This window comes from Caballeronia jiangsuensis, from assembly GCF_046030135.1.
Classification (GTDB): domain Bacteria; phylum Pseudomonadota; class Gammaproteobacteria; order Burkholderiales; family Burkholderiaceae; genus Caballeronia; species Caballeronia jiangsuensis.
Genome location: NZ_JAQQDB010000023.1, coordinates 94,148 through 120,231 on the forward strand (window position 1 = coordinate 94,148; position 26,084 = coordinate 120,231).

Consider the following 26,084-nt stretch of genomic DNA (forward strand, 5'->3'; position numbering starts at 1 on the left):
GCCTGAGACGTTCAAGGCGTCAGGCGTTTCACCACTTCGCCTTGCGCATCGAGAATCACACTCGGGCGCGGTGCGACGGCGTCCAGAACGGTCACAACGCTGTCGTCGCCGACGAGGCGCGCCGGCTGGCCGGATGGCGCGCAGAGCGTCTCCATGACGTCCGCCGCGGCGGCCTGCACGGTCGTTAATGCTTCGGCCGCGTAATTCAGCGCATAGCTCGGCCAGCGCGCCAGCAATGCGGGCTGATAGGCAACGCCGGTGCGGTACTGAATGCGCTCGCCGGCCAGCGCGGTGTCGATCGTCTTTTGATTGAGTTCGCTGAACTGCCTGAACGCGTCGTTGATGCTCAGCGTAAGGCGCAGACAGGTCTCGACGTTGGCGCGTGGAAGGTCGAGGCCCGGCAGGGCTAGCGTGGGTAGAAGCATGATTTCTCCTGGATGAGAGCCGGTGGATCGCGCCGGTTCCGGACGTTTTAGCGCTGCGCGAGCCCGTGAGGACGGGTCGTGACGAAAGCGCGGATCAACATGACGATGCCGGCCAGTCCTACCAGCACGTAGACGATGCGTGCGCCCGCCGTGCCCGAGCCGAAGAGGGCCGCGACGAGGTCGACATTCGCGAGGCCGACAAGCCCCCAGTTCAAGGCGCCGATGATGACCAGCGCGCCTGCAATCCAGTCGATCGGGCTTCTATGCACGACGACGGTTCCCTTGGATGTCACGGTATTCATGTTTCGTATCCTTGCGTAATGGGCGAGGGCAGCGGTCGCCGCCCCGCACTGCGAGTTTCAATTCAAAGCGATATCAGACCTGGTTCGCTTTGCCGGCGCCCAGATCCGCGCCGGTGGTCGGGTCCGCGGCCGGGTCCGATGCCGTGCGCGACGCCATCGCTTGCAGTGTCTGGATGTCCTGCTCGGAGACGTTCACGGTGGCCGTGCCGTCGCCGCCGTCGACCGCAGGCTGCGGGTCCTCGATGAACTGCCAGTCGCCTCCTTCGTTCCACGGGCCGCGCGCGTCGTCGCCCTTGGACATGTTGAAGTACACGCTCGTGAACTCCGGATTGCCCGGCAGCTTGCCTTGCGGAAAATTCGGCTGGATCGAATGCAGCGCTTTCTCGAAGGACTTCTGGTGCGCGATTTCACGCGTCATCAGAAAGCCCAGCGCATCCTTGATCCCGGGGTCGTCCGTCACGTTGATGAGGCGTTCGTAGACGATCTTCGCGCGCGCCTCGGCGGCAATGTTGGAGCGCAGGTCGGCGGTCGGTTCGCCGATGGTGTCGATATACGCCGAGGTCCACGGCACGCCCGCCGAGTTCGTCAGCGGCGCGCCGCCGCCATAGAGAATCGAGGTGATGTGCGAGTCGTTGCCCGCGCCGGTCAGCGAGCGGTACATCTCCGCTTCGGACTGGACGCCCTCGGCCAACTGGCCCTTGGCGCCCTTGTTCAGCATGGCGACGATCGAACCGATCACTTCGAGGTGGCTGAGTTCTTCGGTGGCAATGTCGAAGAGCAGGTCCTTGCGGCCCGGGTCGTCTTCGGCGACGGCCTGAGTGAAGTAACGGCAAGCGGCGGCGAGTTCGCCTTGCGGCCCGCCGAATTGCTCGAGCAGCAAATTGGCAAGTCCGGGATTCGGAGACGCAACGCGAACGGTGTATTGCAAGCGCTTGTTGTGCACGAACATGGAGAAGCTCCTTTTCGTAGGGACGAGCGAAGTCCTTGTGCGGACTGCGCAGTTGTCGATTCATGAAATGTGGGTGCCCGAAACGACTGGGAGGAGCGCCGCAGCGTCACTTGCAGTCTTGCTGTTTCGAGCCTCAGCGCGCCGAATGCGCGCTGGCGTGATGCGGCAAAGCCGCCGGTGTACAAGGGCGAACCGAGCGTTGGCTTCAATGCCTCGGTTACGGGGTCAATCGAGCAAAGGGTGTGCCCACGAAACGAACCGGCACGTATCGATTGCCGGATTGTCGGCGAGCGCAGATCTGGGCAATCATCCCGAATGCGCGACTTCGCAGACTAACCCGATCGAAACGTGCATTTGGAAAGACGCACCTGTTAGCTAACCGTGCGCGTCCTATCGAAATATCGCGCGCAGCCACCTGCGACGGTACACATGCTTCTCATCGAGCGCGAATAAGCGATCCGGAAACGGACCTAGCTCCATCGACAGTGCTTCCGTCCTCAAGAATGGTTGACGGACGCTCAGCCGGTGTTGCGGTTGAGGCGTCAAGCAGCCCGCGCGCTCGTGGGGCTAGCGGCCCGGCATGGGTTGGGCCGCGCTATCACAAAGCGGGTCCGCTTCGTTCCCCGCCGGGAGACGCCTGGTCACGTGTGTTGTTGCCCATGCCCGGTTCGTTCGCTAGTTGCTCCTGTGCCATCACCCAGAAATCGCCAGAGCGGTCATCCGGGCTGCCGGCTTCTTCCCAAAGCCGATAGGCGAGTGCTCGGATCTGCTCTTCGGGAGCGGGAACATTCATGCTCTTCTCCTGTGGATGAATGTTGATCGAACGGGAAACGTCATGCTCAGCGCGAAACCAGCATGCCCACGACCACGCCAGCCAGTGCGGCCATCGTGATGGCTTTCCACGGGTTCTCATGCATGAAATCGTCGGTTGTGTTGGAGGCGATCCGGTACTTTTGGCTGATGGCGTCCTGCACGTTGGCTAATCTGTCCTTCGCGCTCGCGCGTAAATCGCGCGACGACGAACCGTCGCCGCTCGCGTCCCACGACTTGGATGCTTGACGAAAACTGTGATCGTCGCTTTTCGCGGAGGCTTGATTGTGTTCGCCAGAAGCCATGCTTGCGCTCGTTGGAAATTCATAGGTACTGCCAGCTCGTTCGGTCTTCAAAGCGTCGACGGGGTCGAGCGCGGGGTCGTTGTCGGCCATGCTTGCCTCCGATGTGCATAGTGGAATGCGGTGAGGTCGCGGACTACCTCGACTAGCACGTATCGATATGGAACGCGATCGCGCATACGGCATGCGACCGGCGCAATCGGCGTGCCGCCACCTCGGTTTGGCGCCGGAAAGCAACGCGACTTATCTTTAACGATCGAGACATGGAAGACGAACAGATGCCTGATAACGCGTATCGAACTAACGCGCTGCGCGGGAAAAGGCGGTCGACCAGCGGCATCGGCGCCGGAACCGTTGGTGAGGCATCTCCGTTCGGGTGGGACCAGGGACTGAAGTCGGTGGGACTCCTCGCGCTATCCTGGACTGTATTTGCGCCACCCGGCCTTGATCGCTGCGGTGCTTAACCACGACTTCGCACGCGAACATGACGATGTGAACGTCTTCGTTGTTCGGGCAGGTCAGCACCCACCGGTGCAAATCAAATCGGCGCTCTTCTGCTTCGCTGCGGGCCAGTCGGGACCGATCGGTGCTGACACAGCTTCATCGTCTAGCCGCTCTACGGCGTGGCGGTAGGTCGACCTAGCGGAGAACGAGATGAACCTGATCGAAACGAGTTTCGGCATCGATCCGACGCCGCGTAGGGCGGACGGCGAGTATATGGCGCATGCAAAAATCACGACGCCGGCCGTCGACGGGCAAGAGGCTCGAATCATCATGAGCGGTGACTTGGCCGGCTTCAATGAGCGCGAGGATGCCATTGTGTACGCGCGGACGTGGGCTCGCGAATGGATCGACGACTTTGTCCGGAAGGGGGCCATCCGGAATGTGTAACGCTGTCAAGGTTTCCATCACTCCATTCCCGATCGAGGCACCGGATCCATTTCGAGGACCGCCTCATGTTTCGCATCATCCCTTACCGCGGATTCGAAATTCACGTGACCCTGGCAGCCTCGTCGGAGGACCTTTACGACGTCAGCTTCCAGATTTTCGGAGGCAGCAATCTGAGCGTACTTGGCGCGGCTGGCCGTCGCATCCCACTTCACAACGGCCCGTTCACGAGCCCCTGGTCCTATCTCATTGCCGAGTGTGCCGGACAGGCAGCAATCGACCTTCTCATCGGCCCGCCGGACAACGACGCTTGAAAGTTTGATACTAAATAGATTTTCGACAAGTCGCTCCAAGTACAGTTTGCCAGTTTGCCAATCGCCGTCAGGACCGTCCCGCGGTCGATTTCCACCGGATTCCTCAGAAGGATAATGACGTGATCAAAGGCTACGCGAGCGCAAATGGGGACAGGTGGCTTCTGCACTGCGGTGCCGACGACATACCCGTGCCTTGGCCGCTTACCTGACGCTTGAGGGCATGCAGTGCCGCACGGCTTTCGGCGGTCGGGAAGCGAACCTGATCGGGACCGCGTGGACCCCTCACGTCATCCTGATGGATATTTCGATGCCCGAACGCAACGGCTTCGACGCCGCTCGTGTGCTGCGACAGGAACTGCGTACCGACAGTATCGCGATCGTCGCCCATACCGCATTGGACGAGCCCGAGGTGCGCCGGCAAGCCACCGCGGATGAGTTCGACGGTTAAGTGCAGCAAGGCCGACCGCCGGGCGAGCTGATCACCTTAATTCGAATGTTTGCCTGCTGAAGGCAGGCCCTCCCTTTGCCGACACGCGAACCGGCACGGCCACGGCTGACGGCGCTACAATCTCGCCGTTGGGCGGGCTCGCCAGCCAGACCGGCAGACCCGGGGCTGCCGCCCGGTGTCGATTGACTGGCGTTCCTTCCCGCGGCTCACGGTGGCCGCCATGTGGCATGACGCAGACCTATTTGGGGGATCCATGAGCCTGGCAGATTTTATCGAAGGCGATCTTCCTGGTTTGATCGACGACTGGGCAGAATACGCGCTTGCGCTCAGCCAAGAGGGCAGCCAACTCTCTGAGACCCAATTGCGCGATTCGGCCGCCGACATCCTGACTTCGATTGCCGCCGACATGCGCGACACGCAGAGCCCCAAGGAGCAGGAGAGCAAGTCGCGGCGCGACGGGCGCGAATTGGAAAACAGCTTCGATCGGGTGGCGCATCTACACGCAGAGGATCGCCTTTCTCATGGCTTCGGCATCAATGCTGTGGTGGCGGAGTTTCGCGCCCTGCGTGCGACGGTGCTGCGTCGCTGGCTGAGAACCTCTCCGGACGGCGAATCGGCGTTTCAGGAAATGATCCGTTTCAACGAGGCGATTGATCAGGTGCTCGCCGAATCGGTGCGGCACTACGCGTACCGGACTGAGCGCATTCGGGACCTGTTTGCCGGCGTGCTTGCACACGATCTGCGTTCGCCCCTTGGCGCGATACTAAATTCCGGCGAAGTACTGCTGCGCGACGAAAGCCTGTCTCCAGCCAGCGTGAGAGCGGTCGCATTCGTACAGCGCGGGGCCATGCGGATGAAAAAGATGATTGACGACTTGCTCATCTTCACGCGTACCCGTCTGGGTGACGCGATGCCGGTCAGCTTTGCGCCACAGGACATGGGGCGCATCTGTGTCGACGCGGCGGACGAGGTGCGCGCGTCCTACCCCGATGCGCGCATCGACCTGCGTCTTGCGGGCGAACTCCAGGGCCGACGGGACGGCAGCCGGCTTGGACAGTTGATGGTCAATCTGCTGACGAATGCGGTTCGATATGGCTCGGGCCCGATTGTCGTCGAAGCCAAAGGTCAAGATGGGAAGGTAACCGTGGTCGTTTCCAACCAAGGCGATCCGATACCGGAGCACGCGCTTCCGACGCTGTTCGACCCGCTGACACGGGCCAGTTCGCCTAACCGAAGCGGAACGGCTGCCGGTATCGGCCTGGGCCTTTACATCTGCCGCTGTATTACCACCGCGCATCAGGGAACGATAAGCGTGGAATCGTCCGAACAGGGAACTCGCTTCACCGTGCATCTGCCACGTTCGCCCGCATGATGCGAAACTTACCGGCCGGCGGCGCCGGTCTTTAATCGCTCCGCTCTTGGAGTTTTTTCTCCAAGAGGCCGACCCTTCAGTGTCCGGCTTCGGCCTACGGCTCTGTTCCTGGAGGTGGGTGCGACCTCAAGTTCGTCCGAGGGGTGGTCAACCACAATTTGCGCCACCGGCCGACATGCTCGCAACGTAGACGCGGGCGTCGTCGACGTTGCACAGGTGTTGAACCGTTACTGCGAAACAGCCTTACGGGACGCCGAGGTACGATTCATTGGGTTGATACGGGATTTCCGCATGAGAGGGGGCCGCTTTGGCGTGATCTGCGCCGACCTGGACCCAGCCAGAACACCGGAGCGATTGCGTTTTTGCCCTCGCAACAGCCGTTTGTCGAAGATGCGTTTCAGGGGCTCAAAAGATAATGTCAGAGGTCGAACTGGTGGTCGTCCAGCAGCGCTACGAAATCACCGAAGCGACTCACTCCGGCGTGGCGTGCCGCTCAATTTGCAACCTCGCACGGGGTCTCGGCTTTAGCGAGACAGCGCTCGAAAAACTTGCACGGCTCGTGACCGAGTGCGCGACTCATTTACTGAGGAGTGAGGCGCATGGAGAGCTGCTGGTGCGTCCTCTCGCAGAAACAAAAGTGCCGGGTGCGCTGCGCTACGGGGTTGAAGTGTTGTCTATCAATAGCGGACCGGGCGCAGCCGATATGCAGGCCCGTCTATCACAACTGAAGCGGTGGTCGGACGAACTCGACGTCTGGACTGCGCCGGGGCATGGCCCCGTTCTGCGCTTCGTTTTATGGAATCGGCCAACGCGTCCAGAGGAAGCCCCCGTAACGGATGCGCGCGTACTTTACGGCGTTGTCAATCTCCCATTGCGCGGTGAGTTCGTCAGCGGCGACGCGTGGTCATGCCACGCCGATGACGACAATTTCACCGTCCTCATCGCGGACGGCCTCGGTCACGGACCAATGGCCAATCGCGCAGCGACCGAGGCGGCGAAAATACTAAAGGCCAGCGGCGCCGCACCGCTCGAAAGCATTGTGGATTGCGCTCACCATGCGCTGCGTTCAACGGTTGGCGCGGCGGTGGGCGTGGCGAGGTTTCCGATATGTGAGCGGGAAGAGTCGCAGGTCAAGTTTGCGGGCATTGGGAATGTTGCAGCAAGCGTGTGGGCAGAAATGTCGCACAAGCACCTCGCCTCGCATGACGGCGTGATCGGACAGGCGTATCGTCGGGTCCAGCAGTTTCAGGTGCCCTGTGCGAAAGGGGCGCTCATCGTGTTGCACTCGGACGGGCTGGTGTCTCGTTGGGATCTGTCGCGCTATCCGGGGCTGGCCGTCCATCACCCAGCGCTCGTTGCAGCGGTGCTGTACCGTGACTACGCACGCGGTCACGACGATGTGACGGTCTTCGTTGCGCGCGCGCATCCTGTTCGTTGAATCGTTGTATCTCACTTCGTAATTCAGTTCGTCAATATGCGAACCACTGAGTGTTTCGGGCGGAAGCGTCGGAAGCAACGCACAGTGCCCGTAAGCCGTGCGACCATCGACGCGTTGCGCGCGCACTGGCAGGACTGAGGCCACAACTCCGAAGGGCGACAGGACGAACATTGGCGTCGGTTTCTCGAGTTCCAGAGTCAGTGATTCCCCCTGTCCGGGAAGGTCCGGTGCGAAGGGAATGGACAACGGGTAAGCAAGTGATGACATTTGCCTCGAGCCGTCGGCAGATCAGTCTTCAGCCTCGCTCAACCATATATTGGAATTTGCGATGCCCTTGCGCTCGTCGGAAGGCTGTCGCGGCCTGACATATATTTGCGCCGACGGGCAGCCTGATTAGAGAGCTCATGACGAAAAGCATTGACAGTCCCCGTGCGGCGCTATACTGTGGGCCTCGAAATATTCAAGAAGCTCGATTGCTGATCACCATTTTCCGCCTTGTCTGCGCGGTACTCGTTGTCCTCTCTTCTTCCTTGAAGTTTTTGTCGCTCCGCACCGGAGCTGTTATTTTAATTTCAGGGAATTCTCATGGATACCGGTACTGTCAAGTGGTTCAACGATAGCAAAGGCTTTGGCTTCATTACTCCCGATGCTGGCGGCGACGATCTGTTCGCTCACTTCTCGGAAGTTCGCGGCGACGGCTTCAAGACGCTCGCCGAGAACCAGAAGGTGAGCTACGAGACAAAGCGCGGCCCGAAGGGTATGCAGGCCGCGAATATCTCGCCGCAGTAAGATAGTTCAAGGGCCGGCCTGCCGGCCCTTTGCCTGTCAGCCTGACTAGCATTCGTGCGGAGCCATGCGCTCCCGATCTGATCGCCGCATTTCAACGTGCGCGTTATTTGTCTTTCGACACGATCCGTCTCGCCCCATTTTCAATTTATATAGCCTGTACGATCTGATGTCGTGCGGTCGTTAGCGCTTATGCAAAATCATAAACACGTTCACCATTACGACGGTTATTTAATCTCGCCGTCCGCCCACCGGTTACCTGACGGCTGGTTCGCTGCGAATTTGCTGCTCACAAGAGGTGACGCCTGCAGTGAGGAACCGGTCTCCTACCATTTCGATGCGCTCGACTATTTCGATAGTGAAACACAGGCGGTGGGACACGCCACCGCATGGGCGCGCGGCTGGGTCGACAGCCGCGGTTAAGTCGACACGGCCTGCAACGCACGAAGGGTCTTTTGCATCGCAAGGAGAAGAGATGGCGTTATTGGTGATGCAAGTCGCGGTAAGCGGGAACTGGTGGAGGTGTTCGAGATGCCGGTTGATGATGTCGACGGCCACCGGATGCTCGCTTGCGCGAACGAGGATGAGCGGGTAATTCATCGCGCCGGCCAGATACTTGAAGACGGGGAGGTGTGGATCGATCTGATCGACAGGGACGGCGAGACGCTGTTCGATCAGGTTGCCTGTTTCCACCGGGCGGATGCCGCCGACGCGTTGCAGCTTCATTTCAACATGAATGCCGAGGTTGTTAAAGACTGTCTTTCAAAGTCAAATGTTGCCTCGCTGTATGCGAGGCATCGCGTAGCGGCCCAGGCTTACTTCCGCAAGATTGATCGCCTCGTCGACTGCTCCATAGTGAGCACCAGACAAAGCAATCGCCGGCGGGTGGGCGACGCCAGTGTGATCGATCTCGTCATTGAGCTTCGCAGACGACTGGACGGCGCGGACACCCTGCTCGCGCTCCGCGAGCTGCCGACGTGCGTCCAGGCCGCGGCCGGGCAACTGAAGGAAGCTGCGGAGTCCTACGCGGCGGCTGTCCAGCATCTGTAACACGTCGTCATCCAGTGCCCGCAGACACGCGCGGTTTCGCACTGCACCTCGCCGCCTGGATGGGGTGAGAGGGGCACCGGCAAATTACTTTACAGGAATGCCTGATGGACGAACGGAAACGGGACAGCATGATTGCGTATCTCCGCCACCGCATGGAAGACTTTGGTATCAGCCCGGATGACCTCGCTTCCTTCCTGGCGACGAGGCCTGCGGGATCGGATATGGGTCGCTACGGAAACGCGGGCGGCGATACATGGAGCGGCGAAGGTGAGACGCCTCAATGGCTAAAACAGGCCATCAGCGCGGGACAGAGCATCGGGCACTTCGAGCTTCCGTGGGGCGCACCCGCCCAACCGGCAACGCAGTCCGGTGCGGTCTGGAAGAATGACCCCTTCGCCGGAACCGCCCTCGCGCGGTCAAACCACCGTTAGGCAAGCTGAAGAAGGATGCTTCGAAGCGTCAGTGATTTCACAATGCTGCGAGCGCCGCTGGCTTCGATTCCGGGCCGGGGCGATCTTGCCGACGCAAACAGCTACGGTTACGCCTGGGAAAAGCTTCAAGTGACGAGGTCGGTCTCGCCGGCTCGCGGAACAGCACCGCGACATCGTCGGGATGAAGTCTGCGGCGTCTCGCTAACGGATCCTTAACGCTTCGCCCGGCCGAAGAGCGTTACAAGCCGCAAACCACGCTGCTCGTGTCGCATGGTCACGATTCCACGAATCTCGAACGCGCGCACCGCAAGCCGCGCCCGGGGCCCGTATGAAAGTACCGAAACGGCTAGCACCGCTTCTCGAGGAAGGACTCATCGACGAAGTCATCGGCCAGTTGATGAGCGGCAAAGAGGCAACCGTCTACGTTGTGCGCTGTGGCGACTCGACGCGTTGCGCCAAGGTCTACAAAGACGCGAAGCAGCGCAGCTTTCGGCAAGCAACGTCCTATCGGGACGGCCGCAAAGTCAAGAGCGGCCGGCAGGTGCGTGCGATGGAGAAAGGAACGCGCTATGGCCGCCAGATACAAGAAGAATCGTGGCAAAACGCCGAAGTCGACGCGCTGTTCAGGCTCGCCAACGTGGGCGTCCGAGTGCCGCAACCGTATATCTGTACAGACGGCGTGTTACTGATGGAACTCGTGCTCGACGGATCGGGTAACGTCGCGCCGCGCCTGAACGACGTCGATCTGACTGAAGCGCGCGCGCTTGAAATGCATACGCTGCTTCTCGACCAGGTTGTGCGAATGCTGTGCGCCGGGATCATCCATGGGGATCTGTCTGAATACAACATCCTGCTGGCGGCTGAAGGCCCGGTGATTATAGATTTGCCTCAGGCCGTCGATGCCGCAGGCAACAACCAAGCAGCTTCGATGCTCAAGCGCGACGTTGATAACCTCGCTAGCTACTTTGGTCGGTTTGCACCGCAAATTCTGGGCGCTGAGTATGGAGCGGAGATCTGGTCGCTGTTTGAAGCAGGCGATCTTCATGTCGATGTCCAACTGACCGGCTGCGTGAAGGCCACCATCCGACCGGTCGACCTCGACGGCGTACTTCAGGAACTTGAAGAGACGCGTTTAGAAGAAGACGCTCGGGTGCGGCTGCAGCAGGAACTCAGTGCAGGCCGATAGCAAATCACCGCGCTATCCTCGACGATAGCGGACGGTAACGGTCCGGTACTCGGCGTGAGGGTGGACGATGAGGAGGACTGGGTCGAGCAAAGCCGGTTGCCGCTTGACAGGGCGAACTCGCCGGCTCGACCGGTGACTCCCAAGTCTCGAGTCGCCTTCATCCAACCAGACGATGTCATCCCTCCATTGCCGGTCGACTCCACGGCGTTGTCGCTCGCGTGAGCCATCTGTCTTCGATAGGGCACGCGTGCTCACAGCAGGATAACCGCGACGCTCGACAGCGTCGCGATCGAGAACGACTCCGCAAACCAGTCCGGACAGTTACAACGAACGGACACACACCATGAAGGCGGTCATGAAGGATCGATTGGTTGACGTATTAAATCGCAGCGGAACCGTACTGCACACGTACCCGGTTACCTTGAGTGAGTCAGGCAAGGCTGCTGACGACGCCGAGTATCGTGCCAAGGCACTGGAAGCGGCGGCCCACGGTCGGCTTGTCCCCGACGCTGAGCTCGGCACTCTGACGGCAAGGATGCATACTAGTCGGGGTGGGCAGATGGCTCCCTACGGCGATGACCTGGAGAAAAACTCGGAAACGAAACTCGGTTTAGATCAGGCCGTACGGGAGCGCGCGTATCTGCTCTGGGAGAGCGACGGGCGCCCTGAAGGGCATGCGGAAGAGTACTGGCATCAAGCTCTTGATCAGCATCTTCGGGAGCGGGCCTACGTTCTTTGGCAGCAGGAGGGGAGTCCCGAGGGGCGGCAAGATGAATATTGGCGTCGGCTTGTCGATTTCCAGGCTCAATGATTGCCGCGCGCCGGCATAGTAGGCCGTATGGAGCGACGACCGCGAAAGCAATGGGATTCCCAGATAGATCCGCACGGAGACCTTCTTGCTCGGATGAGGCCTGGATTGATAGGTGCTTGATGCCGGAACTAGGCGCGCATGACCATCTATCGTCGCGGTGGCCGGACGCTGCCATGGCCACGGTGCAGCGAGATCTGGACGGTTGCGAAGAGGTCCGGTGCGCGGGGATATGAATCGCAGAAGACGTCGGCGAACTGCAAAGCGCCACGTGTCCAGCGAAGGGCGCTCTAGCGGTGCAGCGGAAGCGCGTTCGGACGCTCGGCAGCTCACACAGGATTTCTGATTAACGCACTTGGCATTGCGCTCTCCCTCACGTGCTCGACGAAATCACGGCATTGCGGGGCGCACACTGGCGCTCGGCCGGTCGTTGAGCAGGTTGCCCACGTTCCTACCGTGCTTCTAGCCCAACGGCACGATGTCAGCCTCGGACGAGTTGACCGGCTCGTGGAGGACGGATTTACGCATTACTGGCTGAGAATCGATGGGCTGGTCGAAAAGCCGGCACAGCTCTCCTATGCTGAGATGAAAGCCATGCCGAAGCAGAACAAATCACCACCCATTTCTGCATTCAGGGATGGTCAGGCGTTGCCAGGTGGGGCGGCGTTCCGATGCTCATCTCCTCGGTCCGGTGAAGCCGTAAAGCTTGCCGCCGATGCCCGTTAAGCGGTGTTCTATTCACTGGCGGATGGCGCCGACGGTGCACGCTACTATGACGTGCACAGCATCGCCGACATGAGGCACGAACGGGCGATCCTGGCCTACGAGATGAACGGCGCGCGGCTGAGCCTGTTGCATGGCGCGTCGTGGCGGCTGCGTTGCGAAAATGAACTCGGCTTCAAAACGATCAAGTGGACTGCCGCCGTCGAGTTCGCGCACGCTTTTCCGATCTTGGCGCGGGCCAGGGTGGCTACAACGAGGATCACGAATTTTTCGGCTACCGGGTGCCGATCTGAATGACCTCTCAAATGAAAACGACCATCGCGATTACGGCGGCGCTCATCACCCCGGTTGAAAGCCATCCGAGCATCCGCAGCGGCATGGGCGTGAGAAACGTGCCCATGACCTTCGCATTCGACGCCATCAGCATCATCAGCACCATGATCGGCACCGCCGCGACGCCATTGATGACGGCGCTCCAAAAGAGTGCCTTGATCGGATCGATCGATGTGAAGTCGAGTGCGAGACCCACGATCGTCGCGAGCGCGATGATGCCGTAGAATCGTTTCGCCAGTTGCGGTTCGAGCGCGAGACTATTCTTCCACCGAAAGGTGCCGGCCATTGCGTACGCTGCCGAGCCGGCCAGTACGGGCAGCGCGAGCAGCCCCGTGCCAATGATGCCGAGGCTAAAGAGGAGGAATGCAAACTGCCCGGCAATCGGTTTCAGCGCAGAGGCGGCCTGTGCCGAAGTCTGGATGTCAGTGATGTGGTGGGCATGCAGCGTGACCGCAGTCGTGAGCATGATGAAAAACGCAACGAGATTGGAAAACGCCATCCCGATCGACGTATCCAGGCGGATGCGGCTCAGATTTGCTGGGCCCTGCGACGGCATTTTGGTGAGCGCCTGCTGTCCCTTCTTCGCATGCAGTTCCTCAACCTCCTGCGAGGCCTGCCAGAAAAACAGATACGGGCTGATGGTGGTCCCGAATACGGCGACCACGGTCGTGATGTAATCAGCGTTCGACGAACCGTGCGGAAGTACAGTGCGTAGGGCCACGGTCGTCCAGGGGATCTGGACCGCGAAAATCACGCCGACGTAGGCGAACAGGGCCAGGGTGAGCCATTTGAGCACGCGGACGTACCCGCGGTACGGTACGAACACCTGCAACGCGAGCGAAAACGCGCCTAATCCGACCGTGTATGCGTGCGTAGGGCCGCCGACGAGCAGATTGACGGCCGCGCCCATGGCCGTCAGATCGGCTGCGATATTGATTGTGTTCGCCCCCAGCAGCAGGACAACGGTGCCGTACAGCAGCCACGGCGGATAATGGCGTCGCAGATTTGTCGCCAGACCATGGCCGCTCACCCGACCGATCCTGGCGCTCACGACCTGAATGGCAACCATGAGCGGATAGGTCAGCAGGACGGTCCACAGCATGTTAAAGCCGAATTGCGCACCCGCCTGCGAATAGGTGGCGATACCGCTCGGGTCGTCGTCAGCTGCGCCGGTGATGAGTCCGGGTCCGAGCTTCGCAAACCACGAATCGGCCTGACCATCGACCTCGATGTCGACTTTTTTAGACGAAGCCATGTCGTGTTCGATCCACGTCCAAGTGGTAAGACTGCTATTGATTGTAGTGAGGGAACCGACCGAATCTGACAAGGAATAGTCCATTATGCGGACGCCTTGCAAAAACGTTGGGTAACACGTCCATCCAGCGATCGCGTGGATCTTTCTCGCCATCGTGGGACCGGTGGTCTGGCCGCTCCGCATAAATGCTTGAACCACCGGTCCGACACTCGCCGTCGTGGTATCCCCTTAGACAAGGATCTTGCTGTTTGCCAGATTCGGTGCCTAGAGGTCGAATGCCCTTACCTTGCCGCCGTAGCGTACCGGGGCAGGCTGATCGTAAAAACACAGCCGGTGCCCGGGACGTCGCGCACACTCAGAGTTCCGTTATTTGCCTCGACGCTGCGCCGCGCGATAGACAGTCCCAGCCCGAGCCCGGTTCGATCCTCGCCGTTCTGGGTGAACGGCAGGAACATGCGTTCCGCATTGCCAGGCGGAAGACCGCCGCAATGATCCTTCACATCGATCAGGATGCGATCCGACACGGCATACGTGTCCAGCGTCACCTCGCTATGGGGGTGCGTGAACTTGAAGGCGTTCTGCAGCAAGTTCGCCAACGCTGAGTAAAGCTGGTCACGATCTCCTCTGACGGCGAGTCGGGGGTCCACCGCCGACACCCTTAAAACGCATCCACGAACCTGCGCGGCGAGGTCGGCCGCCAGTTTGACTTCCGCGATGAAGTCGGCAGCCGGAAACGTTCGGGATTGCGCAGAGGCGTCGGATGCCGTGCGGACCTCATCCAGAGACTGCGCGATCAGATCGCGTAGTCCGTCCAGGCTTCGTCCCAGTACCGTCCCTGTGGCGCCGTAGAGACTCAGATCGCCAGTTTTGGCGGCGGTGAACGCGAGCGTCGCAGTCTGCAGAAGGTTACGTAATTCATGGGCGAAGAAACCCAGCTGTTCATGCATTTCATTGGCCTGCCGGTCTGCCACGGCAAAATCCCGCTGGTAGCTGAATTCGGTGACCGCATCGGCAATCGCGTTGTCCAGACACCGATTGAGGGTACGAAACTCGTCAATCTGAAATGGCGCGTCGCGCTCGTAGGCGAGATCGGTCATCGCCTGGCACAGGTCACCATAGTCGTGCACGACCTGATCGACCGAAAACCCGAGCGCCATCAGTTCCCGTCCATGTAGGGCAGCCGCCTGCCCAATTTCGGATATCGACGCCCCGCCGCCCGAAGGCGCTGAAATCCTGCGGCTGTCCATTGGCTTTGATGTCTGTTCCGTCCGCAGTGTCTGGATGAGCTGGTCCAGGAACAGCGGCACGCCGTTTTGGAGTTGCTGGGAGGTCGCTGACCGGAGGGGTCGTTGCGCGACTTTTGCGCGGCACCGTTCGATCAACTCCTCGCGATTGTTGGCCAGAAAAAAGTGCATCATGATGCAACCCCTTACGCCGGTCTGCGGCATGCATCGGTGGCCAGCTGTCGTCGGCAGACACGGTACGCTGCAGCTTGGACTTGATCCGTACGAAAACGCTGAATCGAGTCGGGGGCAAATTATTGCAGGCGGCAGTCACTGTGAACGGTCTATGTACGGACACGTATTGCTTCAATCTCGCATAGACATCATACGCGCATCGCCGCGCAGGCGACCGTGCGAGCACGAATCCGCGGCGCGGCACTGCTTCGAAAAGTAAGTCGACCAACATGGCGAGCCAGAGACGGCGACAATCGAAAAATGTGGTGCGAACCTGGCCTCGCTGGATGCTCTCAATGCCGAGCGGAACACACCGATCAAGACTCGCCAGAAACGCTCTTGAGCAAGATCATCGGGCGATCAAGCGACGCACTCTAGAATTTTCGTTCTGCCCCCATCCTTGTTGAGTGGCATCGAACTCATGCATCCGATCGCTAAGGGCCATGGAAGACCGTGGCGTCGCATTAACTCATGCCGAGCATATTTACTCACTCGCAACATAAGCTATCCCGCTTGTCAGCTTTTTGGTCGCCATCTTGCTGACCGCGAGAAAGGCCGTTCATTCAGTTATGGTAGCTTTTCTGAACATGCGCAGACAGCAGTCGATTGACGCTCTATTGGTTCATGCGTTTGAGCTGCGCCCGCATGGCGTCGATTTCATCGAGAAGATCCAGAACAAGGGCAATTCCCGAGGGATTAATCTCGAAATCGCGTGCGAGCCGGTGGGCGGACCGCACACGGCGTAGCGCTGTGCCGCTAAACCGCCATTCCTCCGGCCGGACGCCTCTCGGCTCGAACGCGCCTTCTGAAATCCACGTCGTCAGCTGCTCTTCGGATGCGCCGCTGACTCGACACAGTTCGACGAACGTGAACTCAACCTCTTCTTCGACAATCTCGCCTTCCACGAAGGTAGACATCGTTTCTTTCATGGTCCATTACCCGTGAAAATTCTCGCGTGGGTCAAAGTTGAACGCCTGCCGCATCGTGTCATAAGCCGACTTTGCATCGTCGGTGTCGGCTGGTGGCAGTACGATATTCAACACCACGTACAGGTCGCCCGGCGGGTTCGCCGGAATTCCCTTTCCTTTAAGGCGCAGCCGGCGGCCGCCGGTGGATCCCGCGGGCACGGTCATTTCGACAGAGCCATCGGGCGTCGGTACGGTGACCTCTGCGCCGAGTGCCGCCTCCCAGGGTGCCACCGGCACGTCAAGGGAAATATCGCGCCCGTCAACGCGAAAACGCGGATGTTCGCGAAAGACAATCTCCAGATACAGATCACCGGCGGATCCGCCTCCCAACCCTGCGCCTCCCTGGCCGGTGAGTCGCAAATGCTGCCCAGCCCGCACACCCTTCGGAATAGAGACGTTCAGATTTCGAGATTGCAGTGCGACATGGCCTTGCGCATCGATGGCTGGCATTTGCAGCGAGAGCGCGCGCTGCGCCCCACGATAGGCATCAGCCAGTTCGATCACAACCTTGGCATGGTGGTCTCGTCCAGGAGCGGAGTATTGCGCGCCGCTGTAGGCTGCCTCCAGATCATCGTCCCCGTTGGCATAGTGATTCGATCTGGCATGGCGCCTAGCTCGTTGCCGGGGGTGCGTGCCGTGTTGTGCATTGCCGAACATCGCTTCAAAGAAGTCACTAAAGCCGGCGTTCGTCGTTTCCTCGTTGCTTGCGCCGCTGAACTCGAAACCCTCGTCCCAATTTGGCGGGGGCTGAAAATCCTGACCGTTCTGCCATTGGCCACCCATCCTGTCATACGCAGCGCGTTTCTCAGTGTCTTTTAAGACCTGATAGGCTTCGCCCACTTCCTTGAAGCGCTCCTCGCCGTCGGACTGTTTCGTAAGGTCTGGGTGGTATTTGCGCGCTAGCCTGCGGTAAGCGCGCTTCACGTCGTCTTGGGTGGCAGTTCGTTGCAGTCCCAAGATTTCGTAATAGTCCTTATATTTCATTTCTCGGGCCGAAGATAAGATTAGGAGGTCCGACACGACCGGTCGGGGTACGAGATGCGACCTTTCCGATTTGCCTGATCAATGCAAATTCCGCAGCGGCCGCCCTTCCTTTTGACACGGTGAAAGCGTGCCGTACGAGCGAGCGGGACAGCAAACCGGGGCTCCGTCTTAACGTTCGCCCAGAGCTGAAGCGTATAGGTTACACCTTTCAATCGTAAGCAGTTAAGCCATGTCACGAGGCCAGCGCATTCCGGGCTTTGGCCCGATTGTACGCCTGCACCGTGCAGAGGTATGCGAGGTATGCGCGTCAAACACCGTCGAATACAGAAATCTGATTTCACTACGGCGGAGCCGCGAGCTGTTCGGCTGGTTCATCTGGCAATAAACCAGGACCATGCATGGGAGCTCGATGGAATGGCCCATTTCGGTGAACATTTCGTGCCTTCTCGGCAACGCTCGCCGACTCCTGTAAAGGCCGAAGAGCCTGAATCACGCTCGACCATTGAGTGGATCGGCGTCATCACGCGTACGGTATTGCCTATGCCCGCGACACGCACCGCCGCCACCCGTTCCGTGGGACCTGCGGCAGGACCAGCGATAAGAGTTGCTTTACGGGAAAGGGAATCGATGGGCGTGCCGCTACGTGAAAGGTGGCATGGGCATAGATGGTCGAGCCTGTGAGTATCAGGTCGGTCACGCGCGTCAGCGAGGCCGCGACGCATCCGATCTCCTCGATGGCGAAGAGATGCCGTGCCTTGCCGCGGTAAGGCGCAGTGAAACGTATTCAAATGGAGTCGGCGGACAGAAACGATAGTTCGATGCTTAAGCGCTCGTCGCGCCTCACTGATTGTCGTGCTGGATGAAAGTAACACTCTGGTGACATTTCCAAGTGTCGCTGTTCTACACAGCCTGACTCACCTCATTTCACGGAGCGATCTGCATTGTGCATTTCGCGTGCGGCCGGTTCCAATATCGAAGGTGTGCTCCAATGATTCGATGCTCTTGCCCGTTTCGTTGACTCTGATGCTCAGTACATCGTAGCCGTCAGCGATCGCGGTCCAACTCGCGACTCGCTTGGTCGCTTCGAACTGAACGATAGCCGATGCCACTGCTTCTTGCTTCGTTCCGTGAGCGATCGAGACGCTCAGGAGCTCGTTGTGGTGCGGAAGTCCAACATGGTCGAGAATCTCTTTGTAAAAGATGACTTCGAAGGGACGCCGTTGGGAAGCACCACCTTCCAGGTCCGATATCGAAATGACGCCCACTGGACGCACCCACTAGACGCCGTTTATCGTCGACGACCGCAAGATTGAACATGAGCATCCCGCAAGACAGCAGCCGCCGTTTCGATAGTGTCATCCTTCGAGCGGCTAATTGCGTCCACCGACATGGCTTCGCGACACGCATGAGATTTGCGCCCCGACTCTCTGCGCCGCGGATGATGTCTCCGGTCGTTGCCTCCTCAGAGCCGCGGTCCATGCGGTGAGGCTACTCCTTGTTGAAGGACGGAAACGAGTTTATTTATGTGCCTCCGAAAGCGCCGGCGGGGTACGCTGCTCGTCGAGCGTCAAGTTGGGTTTCACCCATACATTCGGCAGAGCCCCTGTCCTAATTCAATATCTTTTATGCCCGGGTTATTGCTCGCGAGAGTTGCGGTGCGTTTGCCGCGGCACGGCCGCCGATTCTTGAAGCAGTTTTCGTTTTCTCACTGAGTTCCTGTTGACTCCGGTTCCGGAGCGACGCCGCACGACCAAAGCCGTACGTTAGCGTACCGACTTTCCCCCGCGGCGCGTGCACTATGCACATAGACGCTGCGTGTTCCCACAGAAAGGTGCCCGAGACGGCGCCGCGCAGCATGATCGTCGTCGATCGCCTGTATCAGCAGCCTCCCTTCAGGCAGGGGAACGGCCACGATGCCTCCCGTCTGATCACCTTATTTCCCGCTGCCGTATTTGTGACGGCGGGTCGATGGCTCTGCAAGACAGCACTCCACTCGTTGCGGCTCGCTCGTTGGTGGGAGCTCGAGCTAGCAGTTCGCGATGCGATCGATGGCTGAAGGACGGGTTGTGTCCGACTAACTTTCATAGCGATCGGTGGCGAGGAACGGGATTCCCGGGACCTGACGTTCGCGGAACAGGAATGCAAAATGTCACTCATTGAATCGACTGTCCACGACGGACTCGTCTTTCCACCGCCCGCCGATCTTGCTGCACGGGCGGAGGTCTCGGGAATGGACGCTTATCAGGCGTTGATTGCCGAAGCCGCGCGCGACTATGAAGGCTTTTGGGCGCGCCTTGCACGAGAGACTGTGACCTGGCGGAAGCCGTTCTCCACAACGCTCGACGAGACGAATGCGCCGTTCTACAAGTGGTTCGAAGACGGCGAACTGAACGCATCGTATAACTGCCTCGACCGTCACGTGGAGGCTGGCAACGGCGAACGAATTGCGGTGATCTTCGAAGCGGACGATGGCACCGTCACCCATGTCACATACCGCGACCTGCTGCAACGCGTATGCCGTCTAGCAAACGCGCTAAGAAGGCGCGGTTTGAAGAAGGGCGATCGTGTCGTGATCTACATGCCGATGTCGATCGAAGGCATTGTCGCGATGCAGGCGTGTGCGCGTATCGGAGCCACGCATTCGGTTGTGTTCGGAGGCTTCTCGTCGAAGTCGTTGAATGAGCGAATGGTCGATGTCGGCGCAACGGCGCTGATCACCTGTGACGAACAGATGCGAGGCGGCAAGGCATTGCCTTTGAAGAGCATCGCCGACGAAGCGCTCGCGGCAGGCGGTTGCGCAGCCGTGTCCAGCGTGATCGTCTACAGACGCACCGGCGGCGAAGTCCAATGGAATCCGAAGCGCGATATGTGGCTGCATGAAATCACCGAATGCGAAGCCGATATCTGCGAGCCAGAATGGGTCGGGGCGGAGCATCCGCTCTTCATCCTTTACACGTCCGGTTCAACCGGCACGCCAAAGGGCGTACAGCACAGCACCGGCGGCTTCCTGCTCTGGGCCGCGCAGACGATGAAGTGGACCTTCGACTGGAAGCCTTCGGACGTGTTCTGGTGTACGGCGGACATTGGCTGGATCACGGGTCATAGCTACATCGCCTACGGTCCGACAGCGATCGGCGCGACGCAGGTCGTGTTCGAAGGTGTGCCGACCTATCCGAACGCAGGCCGTTTCTGGAACATGATCGCGCGCCACAAGGTCACGACCTTCTACACCGCACCGACGGCGATCCGCTCGCTGATCAAGGTGTCGGACGCCGATCCCTCGGTCCATCCGAAGAGCTTCGATCTTTCGACGCTGCGCATCATTGGGACGGTCGGCGAGCCAATTAATCCGGCCGCATGGATGTGGTACCACGAGCACGTCGGCGGCGGGCGCTGCCCGGTCATCGATACATGGTGGCAGACCGAAACCGGCGGTCACATGATCACGCCGCTACCGGGGGTGACGTCGCTCGTGCCCGGTTCGTGCACGCTGCCCCTGCCGGGAATCCTGGCTGTCGTCGTCGACGAGACGGGTCACGACGTGCCGAACGGGCAGGGCGGCATTCTTGTCATCAAGCGCCCTTGGCCTTCAATGATCCGCACGGTATGGGGAGACCCGGCCCGCTTCAAGAAGGGCTACTTTCCCGATGATCTCGGCGGCAAGCTGTACCTTGCAGGCGACGGCGCGATCCGCGACAAAGAGACCGGTTACTTCACGATCACCGGGCGTATCGATGACGTGTTAAATGTGTCCGGCCACCGGCTCGGCACGATGGAGATCGAATCTGCGCTGGTAGCCAACGCGATGGTTGCCGAAGCCGCGGTTGTCGGGCGTTCGGACGAGACGACCGGGGAAGTGGTTGTAGCATTTGTGGTGCTCAAAGGCCCGCGCCCCGAAGGCGCCGCAGCGGAAAAAATCGCGAATGAGTTGCGCGCATGGGTCGGCAAGGAAATCGGACCGATCGCGAAGCCTAAGGAAATCCGCTTCGGCGAGAACCTGCCGAAAACCCGCTCGGGCAAGATCATGCGCCGCCTGCTGCGCTCGCTTGCAGCAGGCGAGGAGATCACCCAGGATGTATCGACACTCGAGAATCCAGCGATTCTGGGGCAGCTTCGTTGAGCGCAAAAGCGTGCGTCGAGTCGACAGGCAACACCTTCAGGAGCAGAATATGAGCACCGCATCGGTTCAAATGAAGCTCGCAAACCCGGCACCACTGGGCTTGGCCGGATTCGCATTGACCACCTGGCTTTTGAGCATGATCAACGCAGGCTGGTTCTCGGGAGATTCGATGGGGCTCGTGCTGGCCTGCGCGCTGGCGTACGGTGGCACGGCGCAAGCGATTGCTGGTGTGATGGAACTGCCGCGAGGCAATACGTTCGGCGCGACGGCGTTCCTGAGTTATGGGGCGTTCTGGTGGTCGCTTGTACTATTTATCGTGTTCTTCCACGGGAAGGTGCCTGCCGGCTTCGTCGGCTGGTATCTGTTTCTTTGGGGCTTCTTCACCTTCTACATGTGGCTTGCCACGTTCCGCTCGCCGCGCGCGCTCCAGTTTATTTTTCTGGCGTTATGGATCACGTTCCTCCTGCTCGCCGGTGGCGAATGGACGGGGTCGGTAGCGTTACGGATGGCGGGCGGATATGGCGGTCTGCTCACAGCCGTGCTCGCGTTTTATCTGTCGGCCGCCGATGTCATCAACGAAGTATATGAGCGGACCGTGTTTCCGATCGGCGAGGCGCGGACGTTCAGCCGGCACGCGGTCATCTTGTAGCGGACGATGCCAGACGGTAGTCACGCTACCGATCGTTCAGCAGCATGTAGAAAGGAGAGTCACCATGGCAACACCTGTTTCCCCGATCGCTGATTTCAGCAAGATCCTGGAGAGCTTCAAATTTCCTGGCGTCGATATGACGTCGTTGCTGGAAGCCCGGCGCAAAGACGTCGAAGCACTCGCCGAGGCCAACACACTCGCATATGAAGGAATGCAGGCGTTGGTTCGAAAGCAAACCGAAATGCTCAATGCGAGCGCGCAGGCGATCCAGGCCGCAGCGAGCCGGATGAGCGGCGACAATGCAACGGAGTCGATGGCGAAGCGGGGAGAGTTCATCCAACAGTCGCTGCAGACGGCGTTCGAGAACATGCGTGAGCTTGCCGAAATGGCACAGAAGTCTCAGGCGGAATCGTTGGCGGCGATCAGCAAGCGCGCCGAACAGACGATGCGGGAACTCAAGGCGCTGTCGTCGAAGCGCGCGTAGGGAGGATAACAAAGGCGCCTTGCCAGTGGCACAGAGCGCCGCCGCGAGAACAAAGGCGCCTTGCCAGTGGCACAGAGCGCCGCCGCGAGACGCGATCTAGACGGCCTTTAAATCGGGCAACAGACGGTCGAACTCCCGCTTCACTACGCGATAACACTCGCAGACACGTTTCTCGAGCCCCGGCCGGTCGAGCACCCGGATGTGTCCGTGACCGTAGCGAATCAGCCCGGCGTCCTGAAGCTTCAGCGCTGCTTCCGTGACACCGGAACGCCGTACGCCGAGCATGTTGGCAATCAGTTCTTGGGTCATCTTCAGTTCATTGGAGGGCAGGCGGTCCATGCTGAGCAGCAGCCACCGGCACAGTTGTTGGTCGATCGAATGGTGCCTGTTGCAAACGGCGGTCTGTGCCATTTGCGTGATCAGGGCTTGCGTATAGCGCAGTAACAGCCGCTGCACGGGGCCGCCGCGGATGAATTCCTCTTTGAGTATCTGCGCGTCCAGCCGGAAGGCCGCCCCGGCGCTTTGCACGATAGCGCGACTCGGCGTCGTTTCGCCGCCCATAAACAATGCGATGCCGATGAGCCCCTCATTACCCACGATCGCGATTTCTGCGGACGCGCCATCCTCCATCACGTAGAGCAGAGACACGATGGACTTCGTAGGGAAATAGACGAAGCGCTGGCGATCGCCCGATTCGTACACGACCTGCCCCAAAGTCATGTCGACCGGAACGAGATGCGGCGCGAGGCGCACCCTTTCCGCTTCTGGCAGAACTGAAAGCAAATGGTTCTCGTCGAGAGGTGGATCGTCAGCCATAGCGGATTTCAGGTTCGCCAGAATGGCGCGAGATAAGAGGGCGGCAGGACCGCGGCTATAAAAATGCGCGAGCGCGCCCGCGCCCGCGACCGCTTCGAGGAATTGAACAATCGCAAGCCGCGCATGATCGCTTCCTGCTCGAAGTATAGCTCCGGCGCGCCGAGGCCGACAGGACGATGTCGGGGGCGGGCAAGCCCATGTTCAAGCGGCCATGGATGCGTTTTGGATGAACTTCGATCGCTACGATATGGACGCGCTTCGGCGGTTCGGATCGGCGCGGATTAAGCAGCTCGCTAAGCGAGAGTTTCGATGAAGGCACTCGTATATCACGGTCCCTGAGCAAAGTCGCGCGTACGTTCGGCGGGACCGTCTGCATCGATATAGAACGCGCCGATGCCGTCACGGAAATTTGAGGTTGACGCAAGCCCGCGGGCGTCGATTGCGCAATCGAGGCCGTGGGTGCCGGAGACGTTCCAGTTGTGCTAGTCGATCGCATGGGGTCAAGGCGGACCTGCATCTCGAAGCACTCTGGGACCGAAACATCACGATCACGACGCGCCTCGTCGATACCGTCAGCACGCCGATGCTGCTCAAGATTGTGCGCTCGGGGCCGCCTCGCGCCGGACAAGCTGATCACGCACTGCTTTCGCCTCGACGACATCACGAACGCCTACCACGCCTTCGGTAACGCTGTATGCAAGCACGCGCTGAAGGTCATCAAAAAGGGTGTCCAGATGATTGGCATCTCGATCCATGATTCCAGGTTCGCCTCATGCTAGAGCGAGCGGTACACTGCATTAGGCCCGGGACTTTGATTCCGATCCGCACATGTACCTGGGTGCCGCAGTCCTGATTGGCGAAGCTCCAGCACGACTAGGCCTTGGAGGGAATGATGGAAACGATGAAGCCCGACTCGGCTACCGCTGCGCTCGAAGATCCGACACTTGATCACTTCCGCTGCCATCGTCCTCACGCGCACCTTGCTTCAGCTTTTGGCAACGACACATTCGCCCTCAAGGCGGAAGCTTTTGCGCGTTTCTTCGGAACACCCCTTTTCCTCGGCACGCAGACGGCTATTGTCGCTATCTGGATCGGAGTCAACGTCTGCGGCCTAACGAAGTTCGACGTCTATCCATTTATTCTCCTCAACCTCGCTTTCAGCCTCCAGGCAGCTTATGCAGCGCCGCTCATCCGGCTTTGCCCAGACGCGCGACAAGCAGCGCGTGACACTGTGCTCAGCCGAGGATGACGCGCAGTACAGGGAAGCGCTTGCAATCGCGAACGAGCAATGGCAGGAGATTGCAGCAAAGAACGCCGGACAACTGCTTGAACTCCTGCAGCGAAACACGGAGCTGACGGAGCTTACCCGGAAGTTAATCCATCGGGTCGAGACGCTGACCGCTGAGTTGCACGAGAAACTCGTGCCGCAAGATTCGAAACTTTAATGCCGCGGGATGGGGCGCGGCTGCGGTAACGTCAGACGCCGTCCCAGGCATTGTCGCGCATGCGCGTATGCGCGGAGGCCGGTCGCGGATCCATTGTGCCACTATCACGAGCATCGGCGCCCGGCGGGCGAGGAGTTGTTCCGGCGATACTCCACTCTCGAACTCGGGCAGAAGGTCAGTAAGTATTAGCGCACGAATATTTCCTGTCCGCTTGTTCCTCAAGCGCGGCGAGCCGATTGTTCAAAACCTCTGCGTGAAGTCTAATTGCACGGATTACGAATTGGACGTCCGGATTCTCGCTGTTTGATGCAAGTTCGTCGAATTCGGCCCAAAGTTCCGTTACCTGTTCGGTGCTCATGGCTCCTCTCTCTAGATGAATATGTACGACTCTTATTGGCTTCGAGAACCGTGAATGCGCGTGAGGAAGCTATAGCGGTAGAGCGTCACCGCCTGTGATAGATACGCACATCGAGGGTTCTCCGTGAGCTAGGGATTTACTCCCTATGCCCAACGCTTTGCCGATACCGATAGAACGAAGCGACAAATATCATGGTCATTCCGGTCAGAATTGCGCAGATCGCATGCGTCATATAGTCCCCTTGGTGTGGCCCTGTTCGTCATATAGGGCAGAGTAGGGAAATTAAGCCTGCGCCCGCATGTCTCACCCGAGTCGTCAAGCAAGGGGGTAAAGAACAAACGATATTTCCTTCTTTGCGGTCGAGGTTGGTGGCCGTCCATTCAACGCGAGCGTCGCCGTCTGAACACCGCAACCGGCGCGGATGCGGTACGCGAAAAAAACTGCGACACAGCAGAATGTCAAAGTTCGTTTGCCTGGACCTTGCCATCTACGATGTCTTTGCCGTATTGCATCGCGAGATCGATGGCGTCCATATCGTTACCGGGGGTCGTTCCAGCGAACACCGTTCCGTAGCGCCGTGGCTTTACATTGCTGGGTTGAATACTCTCAATTCGCACAACCGAAGAGAACTTCCTTAGACCGTTGGCATATGGGTCACGATGCAGCGGGAATTCCTGATGAGAGTACGCACGTAGCTCGTACCCTCGGTATTCGATAGTAGGAATAGTCATGTTGGCGCGCTCCTTTTGCGTGGCTGACCGTCATTGACTGGATCGATGCGGATCGCGAGAAGCGGGCGGCCAGAGAGACACTTCGCTTACTTCACAATGCGCTCAATGCCGCTGCAAAGCAACCTAAATCGCGACTGAATAAAAAGGCCTCTTTTGAAATCCGAGTGGGCGGTTTGGCGGGTCGAGGGCGGGCGTGAGCCCGGCGCAGCGAACCCTTGAGGCGCCCTGAATCGATAAGCTGGTGCATGGCTG

Annotated in this window: 29 protein-coding genes and 2 pseudogenes; 19 read left to right on the forward strand and 12 right to left on the reverse strand. The window is 59.6% G+C overall.

Translation table 11 applies throughout. The annotated features are described in order from the left end of the window. Window positions 1-11 precede the first annotated feature (11 nt). From PQR08_RS23505 to PQR08_RS23525, 5 genes are all read right to left on the reverse strand, one after another. Window positions 12-425: a hypothetical protein gene (locus tag PQR08_RS23505; RefSeq protein ID WP_250487736.1), complete on the reverse strand. Its 414-nt coding sequence runs from the start codon at window positions 423-425 to the stop codon at window positions 12-14. 47 nt (window positions 426-472) lie between these two features. After that, entirely contained in the window at window positions 473-727 is a 255-nt protein-coding gene (locus PQR08_RS23510; protein ID WP_250487737.1) for a DUF378 domain-containing protein, read from the reverse strand. 73 nt (window positions 728-800) lie between these two features. Next, entirely contained in the window at window positions 801-1,676 is an 876-nt protein-coding gene (locus PQR08_RS23515; RefSeq protein ID WP_250487738.1) for a manganese catalase family protein, read from the reverse strand. A gap of 598 nt (window positions 1,677-2,274) precedes the next feature. After that, entirely contained in the window at window positions 2,275-2,469 is a 195-nt protein-coding gene (locus PQR08_RS23520) for a DUF2934 domain-containing protein (protein ID WP_250487739.1), read from the reverse strand. 46 nt (window positions 2,470-2,515) lie between these two features. After that, a complete protein-coding gene (locus tag PQR08_RS23525; RefSeq protein WP_250487740.1) occupies window positions 2,516-2,881 on the reverse strand; it encodes an ElaB/YgaM/YqjD family protein in 366 nt (121 codons plus the stop codon). A 561-nt stretch (window positions 2,882-3,442) separates the two neighbouring features. Between PQR08_RS23525 and PQR08_RS23530 the strand changes: the two genes are divergently transcribed. The 12 genes from PQR08_RS23530 to PQR08_RS23585 all read left to right on the forward strand — a co-directional run bounded on the left by PQR08_RS23530 (window position 3,443) and on the right by PQR08_RS23585 (window position 12,529). Then, window positions 3,443-3,679 (forward strand): hypothetical protein, encoded by a 237-nt coding sequence (locus tag PQR08_RS23530; RefSeq protein ID WP_250487741.1) that lies wholly within the window; start codon window positions 3,443-3,445, stop codon window positions 3,677-3,679. Window positions 3,680-3,744: 65 nt separating this feature from the next. Continuing rightward, complete coding sequence (locus PQR08_RS23535) at window positions 3,745-3,990, forward strand: hypothetical protein (protein ID WP_250487742.1); 246 nt, start codon at window positions 3,745-3,747, stop codon at window positions 3,988-3,990. 193 nt (window positions 3,991-4,183) lie between these two features. Further along, window positions 4,184-4,438 (forward strand): response regulator, encoded by a 255-nt coding sequence (locus PQR08_RS23540; protein WP_250487743.1) that lies wholly within the window; start codon window positions 4,184-4,186, stop codon window positions 4,436-4,438. A gap of 253 nt (window positions 4,439-4,691) precedes the next feature. Further along, the gene (locus PQR08_RS23545; protein ID WP_408162462.1) at window positions 4,692-5,810 is read left to right on the forward strand and encodes an ATP-binding protein; all 1,119 of its coding nucleotides are present in this window, start codon (window positions 4,692-4,694) and stop codon (window positions 5,808-5,810) included. A 415-nt stretch (window positions 5,811-6,225) separates the two neighbouring features. Then, on the forward strand, window positions 6,226-7,248 hold the full coding sequence (locus PQR08_RS23550; RefSeq protein ID WP_250487745.1) for a SpoIIE family protein phosphatase: 1,023 nt from the start codon (window positions 6,226-6,228) through the stop codon (window positions 7,246-7,248). Window positions 7,249-7,833: 585 nt separating this feature from the next. Continuing rightward, window positions 7,834-8,037, forward strand: a complete 204-nt coding sequence (locus PQR08_RS23555) for a cold-shock protein (protein ID WP_025527573.1) — start codon at window positions 7,834-7,836, stop codon at window positions 8,035-8,037. A gap of 189 nt (window positions 8,038-8,226) precedes the next feature. Continuing rightward, window positions 8,227-8,457: a hypothetical protein gene (locus PQR08_RS23560; RefSeq protein WP_408162463.1), complete on the forward strand. Its 231-nt coding sequence runs from the start codon at window positions 8,227-8,229 to the stop codon at window positions 8,455-8,457. A gap of 99 nt (window positions 8,458-8,556) precedes the next feature. Continuing rightward, window positions 8,557-9,084 (forward strand): hypothetical protein, encoded by a 528-nt coding sequence (locus tag PQR08_RS23565; protein ID WP_250487747.1) that lies wholly within the window; start codon window positions 8,557-8,559, stop codon window positions 9,082-9,084. 104 nt (window positions 9,085-9,188) lie between these two features. Then, window positions 9,189-9,515, forward strand: a complete 327-nt coding sequence (locus tag PQR08_RS23570; RefSeq protein WP_250487748.1) for an H-NS histone family protein — start codon at window positions 9,189-9,191, stop codon at window positions 9,513-9,515. 328 nt (window positions 9,516-9,843) lie between these two features. Then, window positions 9,844-10,701: a PA4780 family RIO1-like protein kinase gene (locus PQR08_RS23575; protein WP_250487749.1), complete on the forward strand. Its 858-nt coding sequence runs from the start codon at window positions 9,844-9,846 to the stop codon at window positions 10,699-10,701. A gap of 343 nt (window positions 10,702-11,044) precedes the next feature. Next, window positions 11,045-11,512, forward strand: a complete 468-nt coding sequence (locus PQR08_RS23580) for a DUF2934 domain-containing protein (RefSeq protein ID WP_250487451.1) — start codon at window positions 11,045-11,047, stop codon at window positions 11,510-11,512. Between the two features lie 726 nt (window positions 11,513-12,238). Then, window positions 12,239-12,529, forward strand: a complete 291-nt coding sequence (locus PQR08_RS23585; RefSeq protein ID WP_250487452.1) for a molybdopterin-dependent oxidoreductase — start codon at window positions 12,239-12,241, stop codon at window positions 12,527-12,529. Window positions 12,530-12,533: 4 nt separating this feature from the next. Here PQR08_RS23585 and PQR08_RS23590 read toward each other — a convergent pair whose 3' ends face one another. Both PQR08_RS23590 and PQR08_RS23595 read right to left on the reverse strand, forming a co-directional pair. Further along, window positions 12,534-13,820 (reverse strand): NRAMP family divalent metal transporter, encoded by a 1,287-nt coding sequence (locus PQR08_RS23590; protein WP_408162466.1) that lies wholly within the window; start codon window positions 13,818-13,820, stop codon window positions 12,534-12,536. 281 nt (window positions 13,821-14,101) lie between these two features. Continuing rightward, window positions 14,102-15,238 (reverse strand): sensor histidine kinase, encoded by a 1,137-nt coding sequence (locus PQR08_RS23595; protein ID WP_250487454.1) that lies wholly within the window; start codon window positions 15,236-15,238, stop codon window positions 14,102-14,104. Window positions 15,239-15,497: 259 nt separating this feature from the next. Here PQR08_RS23595 and PQR08_RS23600 point away from each other — a divergent pair. Beyond that, a pseudogene (locus tag PQR08_RS23600) lies at window positions 15,498-15,780 on the forward strand (IS6 family transposase); the annotation flags it as partial. Window positions 15,781-15,891: 111 nt separating this feature from the next. On the opposite strand, the gene PQR08_RS23605 reads toward PQR08_RS23600, so the two are convergent. The 3 genes from PQR08_RS23605 to PQR08_RS23615 form a co-directional block, all read right to left on the reverse strand. After that, complete coding sequence (locus PQR08_RS23605) at window positions 15,892-16,206, reverse strand: chaperone modulator CbpM (protein ID WP_250487455.1); 315 nt, start codon at window positions 16,204-16,206, stop codon at window positions 15,892-15,894. A 6-nt stretch (window positions 16,207-16,212) separates the two neighbouring features. Beyond that, window positions 16,213-17,229: a DnaJ C-terminal domain-containing protein gene (locus PQR08_RS23610; RefSeq protein ID WP_250487456.1), complete on the reverse strand. Its 1,017-nt coding sequence runs from the start codon at window positions 17,227-17,229 to the stop codon at window positions 16,213-16,215. A gap of 914 nt (window positions 17,230-18,143) precedes the next feature. Further along, complete coding sequence (locus PQR08_RS23615; RefSeq protein WP_408162468.1) at window positions 18,144-18,494, reverse strand: hypothetical protein; 351 nt, start codon at window positions 18,492-18,494, stop codon at window positions 18,144-18,146. A gap of 590 nt (window positions 18,495-19,084) precedes the next feature. Here PQR08_RS23615 and PQR08_RS23620 point away from each other — a divergent pair. From PQR08_RS23620 to PQR08_RS23635, 4 genes are all read left to right on the forward strand, one after another. Further along, window positions 19,085-19,285, forward strand: a complete 201-nt coding sequence (locus PQR08_RS23620; RefSeq protein WP_250487458.1) for a hypothetical protein — start codon at window positions 19,085-19,087, stop codon at window positions 19,283-19,285. A 90-nt stretch (window positions 19,286-19,375) separates the two neighbouring features. Further along, window positions 19,376-21,349, forward strand: coding sequence for an acetate--CoA ligase (gene acs / locus PQR08_RS23625; RefSeq protein ID WP_250487459.1), 1,974 nt, complete (start codon window positions 19,376-19,378; stop codon window positions 21,347-21,349). A gap of 49 nt (window positions 21,350-21,398) precedes the next feature. Then, entirely contained in the window at window positions 21,399-21,998 is a 600-nt protein-coding gene (locus PQR08_RS23630; RefSeq protein ID WP_250487460.1) for an acetate uptake transporter, read from the forward strand. A 64-nt stretch (window positions 21,999-22,062) separates the two neighbouring features. Next, on the forward strand, window positions 22,063-22,482 hold the full coding sequence (locus PQR08_RS23635) for a phasin family protein (protein WP_250487461.1): 420 nt from the start codon (window positions 22,063-22,065) through the stop codon (window positions 22,480-22,482). A gap of 96 nt (window positions 22,483-22,578) precedes the next feature. Here PQR08_RS23635 and PQR08_RS23640 read toward each other — a convergent pair whose 3' ends face one another. After that, on the reverse strand, window positions 22,579-23,298 hold the full coding sequence (locus PQR08_RS23640) for a Crp/Fnr family transcriptional regulator (RefSeq protein WP_250487462.1): 720 nt from the start codon (window positions 23,296-23,298) through the stop codon (window positions 22,579-22,581). Between the two features lie 344 nt (window positions 23,299-23,642). Here PQR08_RS23640 and PQR08_RS23645 point away from each other — a divergent pair. Both PQR08_RS23645 and PQR08_RS23650 read left to right on the forward strand, forming a co-directional pair. Next, window positions 23,643-24,077, forward strand: a pseudogene (locus tag PQR08_RS23645) (MDR/zinc-dependent alcohol dehydrogenase-like family protein); the annotation flags it as partial. A 113-nt stretch (window positions 24,078-24,190) separates the two neighbouring features. Continuing rightward, window positions 24,191-24,547, forward strand: a complete 357-nt coding sequence (locus tag PQR08_RS23650) for a DUF1003 domain-containing protein (protein WP_408162471.1) — start codon at window positions 24,191-24,193, stop codon at window positions 24,545-24,547. A gap of 1,012 nt (window positions 24,548-25,559) precedes the next feature. Here PQR08_RS23650 and PQR08_RS23655 read toward each other — a convergent pair. Beyond that, a complete protein-coding gene (locus tag PQR08_RS23655) occupies window positions 25,560-25,832 on the reverse strand; it encodes a hypothetical protein (protein WP_250487464.1) in 273 nt (90 codons plus the stop codon). Window positions 25,833-26,084: the final 252 nt, after the last annotated feature.